Here is a 14,945-nt window from a genome sequence, read left to right on the forward strand (position 1 = left end):
CGGGAACGAGGGCTACAGGCCCAGGCTCTTGCTGATGATTTCGCGCTGAATCTCGTTGGTACCGCCGTAGATAGGCGGAGCCAGAGACCGACGAACCTGTTCCTCCATGCCGTATTCGCGGGTATAGCCGTAGCCGCCCATCATCTGCATCGCCTCGAGTGCGGTCTTCTTCGCGATTTCGGTACATTTCAGCTTAGCCATCGACCCCTCGCGGTTGAGGTTGTCTTCCTCCCCGGCATCGATCCGTTCGGCTACGTCGTACACGAACGACTTCGCGAAGGCGATCTCCGTGGCGAGATCGGCGATGCGGTGACGGATGGCCTGGAAGCTGCTGATCTTGTGACCGAATTGTTCACGCTCGGTGACGAAGGCGATGACGTCGTCGAGTGAGCGCTGGGCCCCGCCGAGCGCCATCGTCGCGATGATGAGGCGCTCGACGCTGAGTCCCCGCATGAGGTGACGCCACGCCTGGTTAGGTGTACCGACCACCGCGCTCGCGGGCACGGCGACATCGTTGAAGTACAGGTCATTGCAGGTGCGGGCCTCCATGGTCTCAATGCCGTGGATCTCGAGGCCGGGCGAATCGGCAGGCACCATGAAAAGGGTCAAACCCTGGTGCTTGTTCCCGGACGCGTCGGTCCGGGCGAGGAGGAGGATGTGCTCGGCGACGTGTGCCGCAGAGATCCAGGTTTTCTGCCCGTTGATGACGTAGCGGTCGTCGACCAGTTCGGCCTTGATCCGGACACCACCGAGGTCGGAACCCGCACCGGGCTCGCTGAGGGCGATCGCCTCGAGCTTTCCGGATGCCATATTGCCCACGATCGTGCGCTTCTGTTCCTCGGTGCCGTAGCGCAAATAGGTCTGTGCGGCCGTAAGTCCCGTGGAATAGGCGATGATTGGGGCGAGCCCACGCGCGGTTTCCTCGAGGAAGATGCATTCCTCGACCATTCCGGCGCCGCCCCCGCCATACTCTTCCGGCAGCGACACGGCGAGCCAGTCGAGGCCGGCGAACTTCTCGAGCAAGGCGGGGCTGTTGGCCACAGTGCCGCCCTCGGTGAGGGCATCACGCTGCTGAAGTGTCTTACATTCGGAGTCGCAGAGTTCGCGGACAGCCACCGCGAAATCCTGTTGCTCTTGGGTGAATCGCATGTGGGCGACTGCTCTCTGTGACGAGTCCTGGGGAATGAGTTGCCGGACGGCGGGGCGGAAGACAGCCCCGCCGTCCGGAAGTCAGGGTCAGGCGCCGCGGAACTTGGAGAAGTCGGGCTTGCGCTTTTCGTTGAACGCGCTGATGCCCTCGATGGCCTCGGCGGACTCACCGAACAGCTTGAGCGTCGAGTAGGCCATGTTGCCCTGCGCGATGAAGTGCTCGGTGTCGGCGTTGAGGGACTGCTTGAGCACCTTCAGCGCCGTCGGCGAGAGCTGCAGGATCTCGTCGGCCCAGGCGCGGACCTCTGCCCGCAGCTGGTCACCGGGCACCACCTTGTTGACCAGACCCCAGTCGAGGGCCTGCTCGGCGCTGTAGCGGCGGCAGAGGAACCAAATCTCCCGCGCACGCTTCTCTCCGATCGCTCGGGCCAGGTATCCGGTGCCGAGTCCGGCGTCGAACGATCCCACACGCGGACCGTTCTGCCCGAAGATGGCGTGGTCCGCGGCGATGGACAAGTCGCACAGCAGGTGCAGCACATGGCCGCCGCCGACCGCGACACCGTTGACCGCGGCGATGACGGGTTTGGGGACGTCCCGGATCACCCGGTGCAGCGCCTCGACCTCGAACAGTCCGCTGTCGGACGGGCCGTAGTCACCGGTCTCCATACGCTGCTTCTGGTCGCCACCCGAGCAGAACGCCTTCTCGCCGGCTCCGGTCAGCGCGATCGCCCCGACCTCGGAACTGCCCCACGCCTTCTTGAACGACTTCACCAACTCGTCGACGGTGCGCGCGCGGAACGCGTTGTACCGATCGGGCCGGTTGATCGTGATCCAGGCGAGTCCGTTCTCGACCTCGTACGTCACATCCGTGAAGTCACTCATCGACCTGTTGGTCCTTTCTTGTTGCACGCGGAGCGGAGTCCGTCCGCGAAGTCGCTTTGGTCTTACCTTATGACGAATGTAGCGCTGATAACGAGCGTTTTCAAGAGTGGTGGCGAAAAAGCTCTTTACCTGCGGCGATACGTCGGATCTCTCTTGCAAAAGAGGCCATGCGGCCGGATGTGAATGGTCCACGGCCGGATCGGTGCTGAACCGAGAAGGTGCGTGTCTGCCCGCGACTCTGTGAAAGGGAGCTGCGTAGGGAATAGGGGTCAGGCCCGGGTTCGGATGCCCATCGCACCGCACACGGGGGCGGGCCAGCCGACGTCGGTGCGGCTGAGTTCCCGGTCGACCGCGGCCGCGACGTCGTCGGCGAAGGGCACGACCCGGCGGGTGGTGAGGTCGACGTGGGTCGCGGTGACCTCGAGTGTGCTCGCGAGGCGTTCGGTGGTGTCGTCGACGAGGAACGCCATGGCGTGGACGATCTTGTCGGAACGTTCGACGATGCGCGCGTGGACCGACACCTGGTCGCCGACGTGCACCTCCGCGTAGTACCGGATGTGGTGCTCGGCGGTGAAGAAACCCTGGTCGCGCGTGGCGCGATAGTCGTCGGTGATGCCCATTCTGTCGAAAATGACGGTGATTGCCTGCGCCTCGAGATCGAAATAGTGGCGAATGTTCATGTGGCCGTTCTCGTCCTCGTAGGCAGACGGGATCGGCACCGGCCCACACTCGCGGGGCAGTGCTATCACCTGAACGTACGAGGAGATTTCTGCTGGTGACGTCATCGACACATCATAACGATCGTTCACAGTCCGGTGCTAGACTCGCTCGGTGGACCGTAACCGTAAGATTCTAGACACCGCCGCAGAGCTGTTTTACGAGAAGGGATTTCACGGCACAAGTGTCGACGAATTGGGGTCTCGGGCCGGTCTGAGTGGCCCAGCAATCTACCGCCATTTCTCCGGCAAGGACGAGATCTTGGCCACCCTGTTCGGCGAAGCAATGGACGAGCTGATCGGCGCCACCGAGCCGGTGCTCGACGATGCGGACCTCGATCTTCAACGGATGATCCGTCATCATGCGCTCTTCGCGGCGAGGCACCGCCACCTCGTCAACGTCAGCCAGCGCGAGGACCGGTCACTGGTCGATCCGTGGCGAAAGGCGATCAACCGACGGCGTAAGCAGTACGTCCAGGGCTGGGAGACTGCGGTCGCGCGGGCGATCCCCGCCGCGTCACCGGCCGAGGTCTCCGTGGCCACTCAGTCGTGCTTGGGCATGATCTTCTCGATCGCGTACTGGCCCGCCAAGGTGACCCGTACGGCCGGGCTCGCCGACCACATGGTGCGAATGGCAACCGAGGGCCTGGACGCCTTCCGTCAATAGCGCTCTGCTCCCGAATGGCACTGCCCCTGCACCTTTCGGTCGGTGCAGGGGCAGTGGCTGGCTTGGGTCAACGCGTCAGCGTGGGGCGGTAGGTGTACGACGACGATCGCGACAGGGCGAACTCGAAGATTCCGTAGCCGGTCTCCCCGTTCCATCCGAACGTGCAGCAACGGTCGGTGAGGGCGGAGTCGAGAGTCTTCGGGCCCACGGTTCCGTCGAGGGGGTAGACGTCGAACTCTTCGTGGTCGCGACCACGAACCTTGCCATGATGGCCGCCGTAGCCCCCGCCCGCCATATAACCACCGCCGGCCGAGGCGTCCGAATCGATGCGGTAGGTCGCGCCGCCGGCAGTCACGACCTCCACCGTGCCACTGGCGAGGTCGTTGCCCGCGGTGAACACCAGGTCGTGCCGGACGTCGGTGATGTCGTCGAGTCGTCCGTCGTCGTGCATGACGGCGCCCTCCAATAGGATTCGGCCGCCTTCGCGGTCCTCGACCAGCAAGAATCCGAACGTGCGGTCCGGGAACTGGGCCTGGTACCAGATATGTAGACCCTGGCCCCCGGACATGGTGCGTACCCCGCGAGAGCGGTCCCGCAGTCCGTACCAGCCCCCGACGTCGGTGGTGGTTCCGTCCAGCGTGAGCGTGCCCTCGTAGCGACCGGGCTGGAACAGGTGATCGAAGGAGGTGACGTTCCCGTCGGTGTTCTCCACGTCCACCGACCCGAGCCAATACGGTGCCCGAGCCTGCCACACCACATCGAGTTCGAGTCCGGTCTTGTTCTCGCCGAGTTGGATCCGCCAGGTGCGATTGTCGTCGACCGTCTCCCATCTCAGTGGTCCGACGGAGGCGCCGTCGGTCTCGGAGTGTTCGGTGGAGTAGCGGAGATTGCGCTGCTCGGTCCCGGTGGTGAGGACGACGAAACCGTCCACGACGTTGCGGGGTGGGTAGACCCCGGCGCCGAGGATGACGGACGGCGCGGTATCTCCGTCCGGGTGAAGGTTGAACATGAACCGGTCGAAGAATTTCTCCGGCATGTCCTCGGTGGCGCGAGTCACCAAGGCGTCGTGAAATCCGTCGGTCATACGTGCTCCTTTTCTTCGACGGTGACATTGTCGGCGCCGATCTCGCGATGGTCCAGGGTGAAGCGGTAGGAACCCATCATCAGCAGGCAGGCGATGGCGACTCCGACCAGCACGATGATCGGCAAGGCGCCGGCACTGTAGGAGCCAGTGGCGCTGTATACCTGTCCGAGCAGGAAGATGCCGAACGCCGACCCCTGCGCGTAGAGCAAGTAGATGAATCCCAGCACCCGGCCGTAAGAGTGCTTGGGGAAGTATCGGCTCACCATGTAGGCGGCGAGATCACCCTCGGACCCCAGGCCCAGGCCGATCAGAGCCGCGCCGACGAACAGCAGGCCGGTCTGCGACGACGAGATCATGAAGAAGACCCCGACCCCGCACAGCGCGAAGATGATCGAGCCGATGGCAGGGGCGTAGAACCGATCGAGCAGGTAGCCCACCAACAGTCGTGCAGCGATCGACGCCAGGCTCAGGACGGACAGAATGGAGACCGCAGTCCCCTGGCTGATGCCCTTGTCGGTGGTCATGGGCACGACCTGGGACATCAGGCCGAACGTTGCGGAGGAGACGAGGAAGATCGCGACGGACAGCAGCCAGAATTGCCGGTACTTCCTCGCCACGGTGAGTAGCGATTCTCCGGCCATCCGTCCCTCTGAACGCGCCGCCTTACGCTCGGCTTCGTGTTCGGCTGGCATCCGGGTGACGAACGCGTAGACCGAGGCCGGGATCACCGTGCAGAGGGCGCCGATGACCAGGAACGCCATACGCCAGCCGCCGAACCCGAGCACCCAGTTGGCCAGATACGGCATGAGCACCCCGCACGAGCCGAGGCCGGCCATGAGAATGCCCAGCGCCATACCGCGACGGTCCTGGAACCACGCGCTCACCACGGTCGAGTGTGCCACCGGATTCACGGCGCCAGCGCCGGCGCCGATCACCACGCAGAGCAGGTAGAACACGAGCTGGTTGTTCGGCAGGACGGACATCAGCATCAAACCGATTCCGAATGCCAGCGACATCGGAACCGACGGGATCTTGGGACCGTACCGGTCGACGAGGAAGCCCAAGATGACGATGCTGATACCCACGAACACCGTTTCGATGGACAGACCGTTGCTGATGACGCTTCGTTCCCAGCCGAATTCCTCGGTCATCGGCTTGCCGAGGATGTTGAACAAGACATTCACCGCGGTCGTGCCGAACAACAGAGTCAGAAAGCCCGTCACTACATACCACCAGCGGTTCAGATGCCGCGTGGGCGCCTGCAACCCAGTCGTGCCGACTGCGCTCATGGAAGCTCCTGTCTATTGATATCGGTAGTTGGGGGCGGCGATGCCGCGCAGGGGATCCACGGGGAGTGGTATCCGTCACAGATAACACCATATGGACAGTCCAAAGTAAAGGACTGTCCAAAAAGGGTTACATGCGGCGGTGAAGTCGAAGCCTTCTCCTAGTCGGGATCCGATGTGTCGGACGGTAGAGAGCGTCTGGACGCACGGCGAGGGTCACGGTGCACGGCACTGTTGATTTCTCCAGTGCGCTCGCTGGGACTGTCAGTGCTGCGCCACCGAGGAGGTAACCGTGCGGGTGTTGAGACCGTCACCTGCATCGACGGTGAGGAACTGGCCGGTGACGCTGCGGGCGGTGGGGGAGGCGAAAAACGCGACGGCGTCGGCGATGTCGGCTGGGTCGACGAATCCGTTGGGCATCGACGCGAGCCAGGCATCCTGGATGTCTTGCGGCATGGACAGGATCCCGGAACTGGCGGTCATTCCGGGCAGGACGGCGTTGGCGGTGATGCCCAGGGCGACGTTCTCGGCCGCAACCGTTTTGACCAGACCAAGCAACCCTGCCTTGGCGGTGCTGTACGACACCTGAGCCGGCATGCCCTGCGTGCCTGCGGTACTGGAGATGACGACGATGCGGCCGTACCGACGTTCACGCATTCCCGGTAGGCATTGCTGGAGCACTCGGAAGGTCCCCGTGAGGTTGACGTCGAGATCCTTCCGCCACTTGTCGATCGACATACTGTGTGCGGCCCCGAACATCGTCGTCAGACCCGCATTGGCCACGTAGATGTCGATGTCGTCGAGGGGCGGTAGTTCGTCGGTGGACATGTCGGCCTGGTACGTGCACCCGGGTGCACGGTCGAGCGTGACCACTTCCATGCCGTCGGCCCCGAGCCGGGCGACGATGGCTTTGCCGATTCCACCTTCACGTGCCGCACCGGTCACCAGTGCTTTGCGGCGTTTCGGGTCGGTCATGCGGATCTCCGTTCGACGGGAAGTGGCACCGCGTCTTCCTTCGTTTCGACGCGACGACTTTCCCTGTGTAGCGACGGATGATCGCGTAGTCGTAGGACGAGTAGTGCTGTGTAGATGCTCAATTGATGGGTCGCATCGCTGGTGACGTCGAGGCCGGTGAGGGCATGCACTCGCGACAACCGGAGGCGGACCGTGTTCTCGTGCACCTTCAAGCGGGTAGCCGTGCGGCGCACGCTGCGATTTTCCTCGAACCAGACGGCAAGTGTGCGAATCAATTCAGTTGAGGCCGCATCATCACCCAAGAGGGGACCGAGCATGTCGTCGATGAAATGCCGGATCGCCGACACTTCACCGTTCGCCAGGAAAAGTCGAGCGGGTCCCAGATCGTCGACGGCCAGTACCCGGTGGCCGGTTCCGTCGGTGAAACGGTCGATGCAGCGCACTACCTCGCGCGCCTCCCGGTATGCGCGGACCAACGCGTCGGGTTCGTATACGGACGACACCCCAGCGGTCAGCCCCCCTGCCGGGCTCAATTCGGTGGCCGCCCTCTCGCGGGTCGACGTGATGAGCCCGACGAGACTAGGGGACGCGACATATGGGGGCGCCCCGATAAGCAGGAGAATTCCTTCCGATCCGCGAGTCGAGAGCACCTCCAGGTCGAGTGCGCGCTCGGTGTACTCGGCGACGGACCGGTCGAAATCTGGCGGTGTTCGATCGGATTTGCGGATGTAGGCCAGGGAGCGGCGGGCGTGGACGTTGACGCCGAGGTATTCGGCGCCGGCCGCGAGATCTTTCCAGGCGCCGGAGCCCCGGACGAGTTGCCGGGCGAGGTTCGATTTTGCGTTCCAGGCGACTCGCGTAATGCGGCGCTGGGTCAGGAACTGCGCTCCGATGCGGCGGGCGCAGCGCAGGGTGACGTAGTCGTCCGTGGCATGAAACGGCGTGGGCTGTTCGTCGACGACCAACCATCCGAGGTGTTCGCCACGTTCGACGATCGCGCTGAGGATCTTCCGCCGCGACAACCCGGTGCCGAGTTCCGCACGCAACAGCACGGGGCCGGCACTGGCCGGGGTGGCGGTGTGTTCCCGCAGGATGTCGCGTAGTGAGGGAAAGACGGTCTGCCCGCTGCCCTCCGGCCACGTGGACGCGGCGATGTGCCCCTGCCGGTCGAAAAGGGTTACCGCTTTGCCAGTGGCGTCCGAACAGACTCGGACGATCGCCGAAAGGCAGTCGACCGCGACCGCGGCGTCGTCGAGAAGCTCATCGAAAACACTGAGCGGTAGATGTTTACGGCCGTTTCGCTCATCGGGGGTGGACATCGGCGTCCTCAATTCTGCCCGGTCAGCTGTGATGGCCGAGCAGTAGTGCACGGACCACGGCCGTGTGCTCGATCGCCGCTTCCATCGAGGTGGCTGCCGGGACCAGGGTGATGTTGTCGGCACCGGCCTCGACGAACGAGTTCAGCCACTCGGCCACTTGCTCGGGTGTTCCGGAGGGTGCCAGGTGACGGAACTTGTCGCGCGGCAACTGATACAACGCCTGCATCTTCTCGCCCACCAGACGATCCGCAACATCGGCGTCGGTGTCGAGTCCACACCAGACGTTCACGCCGAACGAGTCGGGAGCGCGGTTCTCCCGCGCGGCGGCGTCGAGGATCGCGGTACGTGTCTCGGAGAACCGCCTCGGTGTGCAGAAGATTCCGAGCCAGCCGTCGCCGTAGCGGGCGGTGCGGCGAATGGCGGATTCACCTCGGCCGCCAATGAGGATCGGAACGGCGGGCCGCGGCGCCGGTAAGATTCGTGCCTGGTCGAGGGTAAAGAACTCACCGTGATGGGTGACCTCCTCACCGGTGAGGACAGCACGCAGAACCTCGAGGGTCTCGTCGAGCCGACGGCCGCGGGTGCTGGGGTCGACCCCGCTGTTCGAAATCTCGGATCGGTCCTCACCGCCGACGCCGGCACCGACGACCAACCGTCCGGGCGCGATCTGCGAGAGCGTCGCGATCTGGCGGGCGGCGAGCATCGGGTGCCGCAGGCCGAGCAGGTAGACACCGATGATCACCGACAGAGTGTCGTGGCTGGACAGGACGGTCGTGGCCGACACCATGCCGTCGAACCCGGTACCGCCGTGGAAGCTGATGTGGTCACCGACGGTGATGTGGTCGAGCCCGGCTTCGGCCGCGGAGTCGAGAAGAAGCCTCCGATCTACGGGTTTCGGGACGAGAAGTGCATCAGTGACCGACAACCCCACTCTGATCGACACGCTGATCTCCTCTCCTACGAATGGACTGACCATAATCACTTCGTGCCACCCCTGGCAACAGCCGACGAAGAAGTGTTAACGATAGTTACCTGATCGGTGTTTCATGAGTGCGGCGATCCGATCGAGCCGCCGAGCCTTCGTCAGGCGGCCGTGGGAGCGGCAATCCTGGTCCGAACGTGCTTCGGATGAGTCACCCACCGTGACCGATGGCCGGGTCCAACTCAGCGGCTCGCGAACCTGCCAGACTCGCCATGGGTCGCTCCTCTGAAGTTTCCCGGGGCGCGGCTGTCATCTTCAACCTGTCGGTTGGCCTTCGGAACGGATGTTGTCGCGTTCGGGGTTTGTACCGATAGCGAAGATGACACCGCCAATGATGATCGCCAGCCCGAGGAGGCTGAATGCAAGGTTGTAACCCTCGACCTTGGTGTCAGCGGCTGCCACCAACATCCCTGTACCCCACGGTGCGACGAGACCTGCCAGGCTCTGTAGCCCGACGAATAGCCCGAGAACGCTCGGCCGCTGAGACGGGGTTGCCAGTGTGCCTGCGACAGCGTAGGAGATTGGCATGGCAGCGATGCCGAGGCCGTAGCCCAGAATGATCAGGCCAACGGCCCAGGAGGTGTGCACACCGGCGGCCCAGGGAATAAGTGTGACGCAGGTGCCGGCGAGCAGCAGCGCGCAGGCTGGGATGATCCCGCGGGCGACTCGCATCGAAACACCCCGAACCAGCAGCCTGTCGGTGGCAGTCCCCGTAAGCACCATCAGGGTCAAGGCTGCGAGGCTCGGCAGGGCGAACAGCAGCCCAGAGTTCTGGCGAGAGAAACCTAGCCCGCTCTCGAGATATGCGGGCATCCAGCTGAGGATGACGGTGATCAGGGCATACATCGGAATAGTGCCGAGCAGCATCATGATGAAAGTGCGATTCAGGACCGCCTTTCGGAACAGTGTCCGCCGCGCAGCCTTCTCGGTGGAGCGAAGCGCGGACCTATCCGTTCCATCCGAGCCGAGTCGGGCTGGGAGAGGCTGATGGTTCACCCTGTAGGGCCCATCTCCGCCGAGGATCAACCAGAAGACGGACCAGATCACGCCGGCTATCGCGAGGGCCAGGAATCCCCAACGCCATCCCGCTGCGACGATCAGCAGGGTTAGCAGCGGTGCCGCGATAACCTTCGACATTGACGATCCGACGGACAAAAGTGAGGCCGGAAGTCCTCGCTTTTCGGGAGGAAACCAGGTAAACGCACTTGCGTTCGCCATCGAAACCCCGGGGCCTTCGGCCGCACCGAGGAAGATGCGGTTGAAGAAGAGGACCCCGGCACCGCCGACGAAAAAGACCGGGGCCTGAGTGACGACCCACGCGATCGCCATGATCAGCAGGATCCACTTGAGTTGGAATCGATTTGCCGTAAATCCCACACCAATCGCGGTGATGGCGAAGAGGAAGTAGAAGGACGAGCTGATCAATCCGTACGTAGCTTCCGAAATGTTGAGATCGTCCATGAGATATTCCGCGCTGAGCGCCATGACTGAACGATCGGCGTAGTTGATCAGCTCGAATACCATGAGTAGCGCGACGATCATCCACGGTTTGGTGCGTGGAGAGTTCAACTCTGCGACGCTGCCGGGGCCTGACCGATCTCGCGCCCTCTCTCTGTCGACAACCACACCGATCTCCTTCCGGCTAGACATTGAGGAACCTGAGCGCAACGCTCGAAGGTAGTACCATTGATCCACGCCCGGGCGGTTGTGTCAACCGCCACTTTCTATTGCCGTCGTATTTCATGTCACATGGATGTCAGACCGCCTGATGTGCGGCTCATTTCGGGCCGTTACCGGCTATTCCACCCTTGGTATCCGCGCCAGGCCGACGTTCGACTCCCGACGTTGTTGCGCAATGGGCACGACGGGGAAAGGCCTGCGCGGAACGACTCTGGCGCCTATGCAGACCATGCGATGTCTGGATCGACCTAGGGGTCTACCGTGCCGGATCGTCCTTCGCGAGGAAGGAACGAACCATTCTCTGAAAGTCCGAACTCGCGTAGACGCGCGCAATTCGGTCGTCATCATTATGGGGAGCGGCCTCGAAAAGCCCCGTTCTGTACGAGAATTGCTCTTTGGTGGCGCGAATCGTCTCCCGGGCGCCGGCAAGTACTCGCGCCGCGACAACGTCTGTCTCGTTCTCGAGACTGTCTTCGGTCGCGACCGCGAACACCGCTCCGACGGCATGTGCTTGCTGAGCAGTGACAAGGTGGGAAAGTAAAAGCATCGCCCGTGTCAGCGATTCCCCGAAGATAGCCGCGCAACGGTACAGGCAGCTAGCCGACAGTGTGTTACCTACGGTTCGGGCGATGGGGTATCCGAAGAGCGATCCGGCGGTGCATATCCGAAGGTCGCAGTGAGTGGCGATCGCGAGTCCTCCGCCCATGCAGACGCCGTCGACTGCGGCGACCGTTACTTGCGGAAGGTCCTGGATTGCGTGAAGTAGTCCGACAAGTTCCGCCTCGTACTCGATTCCGTGGGTGCCGTCGGGGATGGCGAGAAACTCGGAGATCTCGGTACCGGAGGCGAAGGCGCATCCCCCCGCTCCCCGGAAAATGACGACGCGGATTTCGGAATCGGCCCGCAACTCGGTGGTCAAGGCTTGAAGGGCCCGATACATCGACCTGGTGATGCTGTTGTGACGCTCGGGACGGTTGAACACAACCTCCATGACGCCGGGACGTCGCGTGACGAGTATGTCACCGTCGCGCGTACCGCCAGGTTCAGATCGTGTCATGCGGGCGCTCCTTCGCGTACGTGACCTCTGCCGTCGCGGGTTGACGGAGCTGAGGGCGTTCAGTCGAGCACGGTCCAAACCAATGGTAGGTCCTTTTATGGCGCAGAACAAGGTTGGAGAACGGGGGCTTCTCGCTGTGCGAGAACGGCTGCGACATGCTGACTGTCAACGGGTTTGAAGGTTCTATCAGCGCGTTCTGCCCGGCTCTTGACCGACGGGCGTGTCTCGGGCCACAATGGCCCAACCAATGATCCTTGGCCGTGAAGAGGAGAATCATGTCAGGATTTGCACCCGTATCGAGTGAGACCGCTGAGGTCGAGAGGGTTCCGGGCCGAGAGACTGAGTTTGTCCGGGACCTGCGTGCGCCGAATAAATTCCTGGTCAATCGCGCGGTCTTCACCGACAACTCACTCCTGGCGCAGGAGCGGGACGCGATCTTCAGCAAATGCTGGATCTACGTCGGCCACGACTCCGAGGTCCCGAACCCAGGAGACTTCGTAGCCCGAGAAGTCGCCGGTCGGCCGGTGATCTTCACCCGAAACAGAGAAGGGGAGGTCCGAGTTCTGTTGAACTCGTGCTCCCACCGCGGCGCGGAAGTGTGCCGTGAACGCCGTGGCAACCAGCGGCGATTCCGCTGTTTCTATCATTCGTGGTCGTTCTCGAACGATGGAGAACTCGTTTCTATGCCGGACGAGAGCGGATTTCCCGCCGGATTCCGCAAGGAAGATCACAACCTCGCCCAGCCTGCGGCCGTCGACTCATATCGCGGCTTCGTCTTTGCGACCTTCAACCCGGAGCAGGAGCCGCTCGCCGAGTACCTTGCCGACGCGAAGTATTATCTCGATCTCACCGCGGACCAGGCGGCCGGTGATGTCGGCATGGTGGTGACGCAGGGGACGCACGAATATTCCATGAAGTCGAACTGGAAGCTGCTGGCAGAGAACAGTTCGGACGGATATCACGCGATTCCCGTGCACAAGACATACCTCGATGTCCAGAAGACCCGGGGTGACAACGTCGCGGGCAACACGGAGAAGGACTGGAAGGAGTCGCACGCGTTCGATCTGGGCAACGGTCATACCGTCACCGTGAAACAAGCGCCCTGGGGACGGCCGGTTGCTCGCTGGCAACCATCGATGGGAGAAGACACCAAAGCGACTGTCGAAGCTTCTTATCGGAGGCTCGTCGAACTCCATGGTGACGAGCGGGCGCAGCTCATCGCCAATTTGGATTTCAACATGTTGATCTTCCCGAATCTGGTGATCAACAACATCATGGCGGTCGTCGTCCGCACCTTCTACCCGAACGAGCCTGGACATATGAACGTGACTGCATGGTCACTGGCGCCCGGAGGCGAGGACAAAGCTGCCAGGCGCGTTCGCAACGAGTCCTTCTTGTCTTTCCTGGGTCCGGCCGGACTGGCGACGCCGGACGACAACGAAGCACTCGAGTCTTGCCAGCGAGGTTACGCAAGTCGTCCCGGGGAGGGATGGAACGACGTCTCGCGTGGAATGGACAAGTTCGACCCACCCAACTGGGATGAATTGCAGATGAGGACTTTCTGGCGCCGATGGGACGATCTGATGGGAGCAAAAGAATGAAGTATGCGCCAACATCTCAGGTGAGTTCGACGAAGTTCGAACGCTCGCGGGTCGAGGACTTTCTCTTCTACGAAGCCCAACTCCTCGACGCGTGGAAGCTGGAGGAATGGCGGGACCTGTTCACTGAGGACGCTCGATACATCGTTCCTTCGACGGACAATCCCGACGGTGATGTGGAAATGGATCTTGCGCTGATCGACGACGACATCGTCGGTTTGCGTGGGCGTATCCAACGGCTCATGAGCACATGGGCGCACATCGAAAACCCCCGGTCGACAACGACACGCACGATCAACAACGTTCGGCTGTGGGATGACGAGTCGGGAGACCTCGGTGTGCGCTGCTCGATAGTTGTCTACCGCTCGAGGCTCGCCGGAACCACATCATATGTCGCCGATGTGCACTACGGACTTCGTCCCGACGGCGACAGCTTCAAGATCGCTTACAAGCACGCAGTTCTCGGTCACCACACTCTGCGTGAGGTGGGCGGGGTGCTGTCCATCATCTTATGACCACGACCGAACGCCTGATGCGTGCCGCAATACCGGATCCCCGCACGGGCGACATCAGACTGCTCGACACCCGAGTACCCACACCGGGACCCGGAGAGGTGCTGGTCCACGTGCATGCGGCGGCGATGAACCGCGCCGACCTGCTCCACCAACGCGGCAAGTACGGCCAACGCGCCTTCACCCCTCCAGATCGGCCGAATATTGCAGGAATGGAGATGGCAGGTCGCGTGGTCGAGGTCGGAGCGACGGTGGAAAACGCGATGGTCGGGGACCGCGTGATGGCAATGTGCGCCGGCGCGTACGCGGACTACGTTGCGGTCCCGCAGGAAATGCTCCTACCGGTACCCGCGGGCACCAGTTGGCCCGAGGCGGCAGCGTTACCAATGGGCATACTCACCGAGTTCGAGGCGCTCGTCACGCTTGGTGGCATGAGCGCCGGCCACTGCGTGTTGATCACCGGCGCCACCTCGGGAGTCGGCTTGATCGGTGTGCAGATGGCCCGCGCTCTCGGTGCCGAGGCGGTCGTCGCCACCACACGGTCACCGAAAGCGAACCCGCTGCTGCACAAGCTCGGTGCCCACGCGGTCGCCAACACCGATTGGGAACTGGAAAGTCTTGTCGGCGATTCGGGTGTGAACATCGTCGTCGATCACGTGGGCGGAAATACCGTTCAGACCTGCATCCCATTCCTCCGCAAGGGATCCTCCATAGTGTCGGTCGGCAGACTCGGGGGCCGTACGGCTGAGATCGACCTCGCTGCACTATCGAGCAAGCGCGGCAGGATTGTCGGGACGACCTGGAAGAGCCAGGGATTGCCTGAACTCGCGGACACGGCAGCCGCCATCCAGGAGCGCATCCTCCCTCTCGTCGAGGCAGGACGCATTGCAGCAGTCATCGGCGCTTCGATCACTTTCGACGAATTGCCCAATGGATACCACAGGCTCCCCGAGCACCGCAGCCCCGGAAAGATCGTCGTCGAGTTCGAGCATTGAGCCGAATCGATGCCATGACGTACATCTCGCAAAACAGAACTTT

The 14,945-nt window shown here is 62.7% G+C and carries 14 protein-coding genes; 4 read left to right on the forward strand and 10 right to left on the reverse strand.

Annotated features, from left to right (window positions below):
• Positions 1-12: 12 nt before the first annotated feature.
• From HYG77_RS18275 to HYG77_RS18285, 3 genes are all read right to left on the reverse strand, one after another.
• Positions 13-1,149, reverse strand: a complete 1,137-nt coding sequence (locus HYG77_RS18275; RefSeq protein ID WP_208960143.1) for an acyl-CoA dehydrogenase family protein — start codon at positions 1,147-1,149, stop codon at positions 13-15.
• An 87-nt stretch (positions 1,150-1,236) separates the two neighbouring features.
• A complete protein-coding gene (locus HYG77_RS18280) occupies positions 1,237-2,031 on the reverse strand; it encodes an enoyl-CoA hydratase-related protein (RefSeq protein WP_109334125.1) in 795 nt (264 codons plus the stop codon).
• A gap of 269 nt (positions 2,032-2,300) precedes the next feature.
• Positions 2,301-2,816, reverse strand: a complete 516-nt coding sequence (locus HYG77_RS18285; protein ID WP_208960144.1) for a thioesterase family protein — start codon at positions 2,814-2,816, stop codon at positions 2,301-2,303.
• Positions 2,817-2,862: 46 nt separating this feature from the next.
• Here HYG77_RS18285 and HYG77_RS18290 point away from each other — a divergent pair, with 46 nt between their 5' ends.
• Positions 2,863-3,414 carry a TetR/AcrR family transcriptional regulator gene (locus HYG77_RS18290; protein WP_109334123.1) on the forward strand — a complete coding sequence of 184 codons (552 nt, stop codon included), beginning with the start codon at positions 2,863-2,865 and terminating at the stop codon, positions 3,412-3,414.
• Between the two features lie 67 nt (positions 3,415-3,481).
• Here the strand turns inward: HYG77_RS18290 and HYG77_RS18295 are convergent, their stop codons facing one another.
• The 7 genes from HYG77_RS18295 to HYG77_RS18325 all read right to left on the reverse strand — a co-directional run bounded on the left by HYG77_RS18295 (position 3,482) and on the right by HYG77_RS18325 (position 11,797).
• Positions 3,482-4,498, reverse strand: coding sequence for a hypothetical protein (locus HYG77_RS18295; protein ID WP_208960145.1), 1,017 nt, complete (start codon positions 4,496-4,498; stop codon positions 3,482-3,484).
• Positions 4,495-5,787, reverse strand: a complete 1,293-nt coding sequence (locus HYG77_RS18300) for an MFS transporter (RefSeq protein WP_208960146.1) — start codon at positions 5,785-5,787, stop codon at positions 4,495-4,497. The genes HYG77_RS18295 and HYG77_RS18300 overlap by 4 nt, the downstream gene beginning before the upstream one ends.
• A gap of 261 nt (positions 5,788-6,048) precedes the next feature.
• The gene (locus HYG77_RS18305) at positions 6,049-6,759 is read right to left on the reverse strand and encodes an SDR family NAD(P)-dependent oxidoreductase (RefSeq protein WP_208960147.1); all 711 of its coding nucleotides are present in this window, start codon (positions 6,757-6,759) and stop codon (positions 6,049-6,051) included.
• Positions 6,756-8,078, reverse strand: a complete 1,323-nt coding sequence (locus tag HYG77_RS18310) for a helix-turn-helix domain-containing protein (RefSeq protein WP_208960148.1) — start codon at positions 8,076-8,078, stop codon at positions 6,756-6,758. Before HYG77_RS18310 ends, HYG77_RS18305 begins: the two co-directional genes overlap by 4 nt.
• A gap of 22 nt (positions 8,079-8,100) precedes the next feature.
• A complete protein-coding gene (locus HYG77_RS18315) occupies positions 8,101-9,021 on the reverse strand; it encodes an LLM class flavin-dependent oxidoreductase (RefSeq protein WP_208960149.1) in 921 nt (306 codons plus the stop codon).
• Positions 9,022-9,315: 294 nt separating this feature from the next.
• Positions 9,316-10,602, reverse strand: coding sequence for an MFS transporter (locus HYG77_RS18320; protein WP_208960150.1), 1,287 nt, complete (start codon positions 10,600-10,602; stop codon positions 9,316-9,318).
• A 394-nt stretch (positions 10,603-10,996) separates the two neighbouring features.
• Positions 10,997-11,797, reverse strand: a complete 801-nt coding sequence (locus HYG77_RS18325) for an enoyl-CoA hydratase-related protein (RefSeq protein ID WP_208960151.1) — start codon at positions 11,795-11,797, stop codon at positions 10,997-10,999.
• Positions 11,798-12,072: 275 nt separating this feature from the next.
• Here HYG77_RS18325 and HYG77_RS18330 point away from each other — a divergent pair, with 275 nt between their 5' ends.
• The 3 genes from HYG77_RS18330 to HYG77_RS18340 are packed head-to-tail and all read left to right on the forward strand — an operon-like array spanning position 12,073 to position 14,902.
• Positions 12,073-13,398 carry an aromatic ring-hydroxylating dioxygenase subunit alpha gene (locus HYG77_RS18330; RefSeq protein ID WP_208960152.1) on the forward strand — a complete coding sequence of 442 codons (1,326 nt, stop codon included), beginning with the start codon at positions 12,073-12,075 and terminating at the stop codon, positions 13,396-13,398.
• Positions 13,395-13,910 carry an aromatic-ring-hydroxylating dioxygenase subunit beta gene (locus HYG77_RS18335; protein WP_208960153.1) on the forward strand — a complete coding sequence of 172 codons (516 nt, stop codon included), beginning with the start codon at positions 13,395-13,397 and terminating at the stop codon, positions 13,908-13,910. The genes HYG77_RS18330 and HYG77_RS18335 overlap by 4 nt, the downstream gene beginning before the upstream one ends.
• Positions 13,907-14,902: a zinc-binding dehydrogenase gene (locus HYG77_RS18340; protein ID WP_208960154.1), complete on the forward strand. Its 996-nt coding sequence runs from the start codon at positions 13,907-13,909 to the stop codon at positions 14,900-14,902. Before HYG77_RS18335 ends, HYG77_RS18340 begins: the two co-directional genes overlap by 4 nt.
• The last annotated feature ends 43 nt before the right edge of the window (positions 14,903-14,945 follow it).

Source organism: Rhodococcus sp. ZPP (assembly GCF_017656075.1).
In the GTDB taxonomy this organism is placed as follows: domain Bacteria; phylum Actinomycetota; class Actinomycetes; order Mycobacteriales; family Mycobacteriaceae; genus Rhodococcus_F; species Rhodococcus_F oxybenzonivorans.

What these genes read in the sequence shown, in the direction of transcription:
- HYG77_RS18280 (WP_109334125.1), bottom strand. Translation starts at nt 2,031, where the DNA reads ATGAGTGACTTCACGGATGTGACGTACGAGGTCGAGAACGGACTCGCC.
- HYG77_RS18305 (WP_208960147.1), bottom strand. Translation starts at nt 6,759, where the DNA reads ATGACCGACCCGAAACGCCGCAAAGCACTGGTGACCGGTGCGGCACGT.
- HYG77_RS18340 (WP_208960154.1), top strand. Translation starts at nt 13,907, where the DNA reads ATGACCACGACCGAACGCCTGATGCGTGCCGCAATACCGGATCCCCGC.
- HYG77_RS18300 (WP_208960146.1), bottom strand. Translation starts at nt 5,787, where the DNA reads ATGAGCGCAGTCGGCACGACTGGGTTGCAGGCGCCCACGCGGCATCTG.
- HYG77_RS18275 (WP_208960143.1), bottom strand. Translation starts at nt 1,149, where the DNA reads ATGCGATTCACCCAAGAGCAACAGGATTTCGCGGTGGCTGTCCGCGAA.
- HYG77_RS18325 (WP_208960151.1), bottom strand. Translation starts at nt 11,797, where the DNA reads ATGACACGATCTGAACCTGGCGGTACGCGCGACGGTGACATACTCGTC.
- HYG77_RS18295 (WP_208960145.1), bottom strand. Translation starts at nt 4,498, where the DNA reads ATGACCGACGGATTTCACGACGCCTTGGTGACTCGCGCCACCGAGGAC.
- HYG77_RS18320 (WP_208960150.1), bottom strand. Translation starts at nt 10,602, where the DNA reads ATGATCGTCGCGCTACTCATGGTATTCGAGCTGATCAACTACGCCGAT.
- HYG77_RS18310 (WP_208960148.1), bottom strand. Translation starts at nt 8,078, where the DNA reads ATGTCCACCCCCGATGAGCGAAACGGCCGTAAACATCTACCGCTCAGT.
- HYG77_RS18285 (WP_208960144.1), bottom strand. Translation starts at nt 2,816, where the DNA reads ATGACGTCACCAGCAGAAATCTCCTCGTACGTTCAGGTGATAGCACTG.
- HYG77_RS18335 (WP_208960153.1), top strand. Translation starts at nt 13,395, where the DNA reads ATGAAGTATGCGCCAACATCTCAGGTGAGTTCGACGAAGTTCGAACGC.
- HYG77_RS18330 (WP_208960152.1), top strand. Translation starts at nt 12,073, where the DNA reads ATGTCAGGATTTGCACCCGTATCGAGTGAGACCGCTGAGGTCGAGAGG.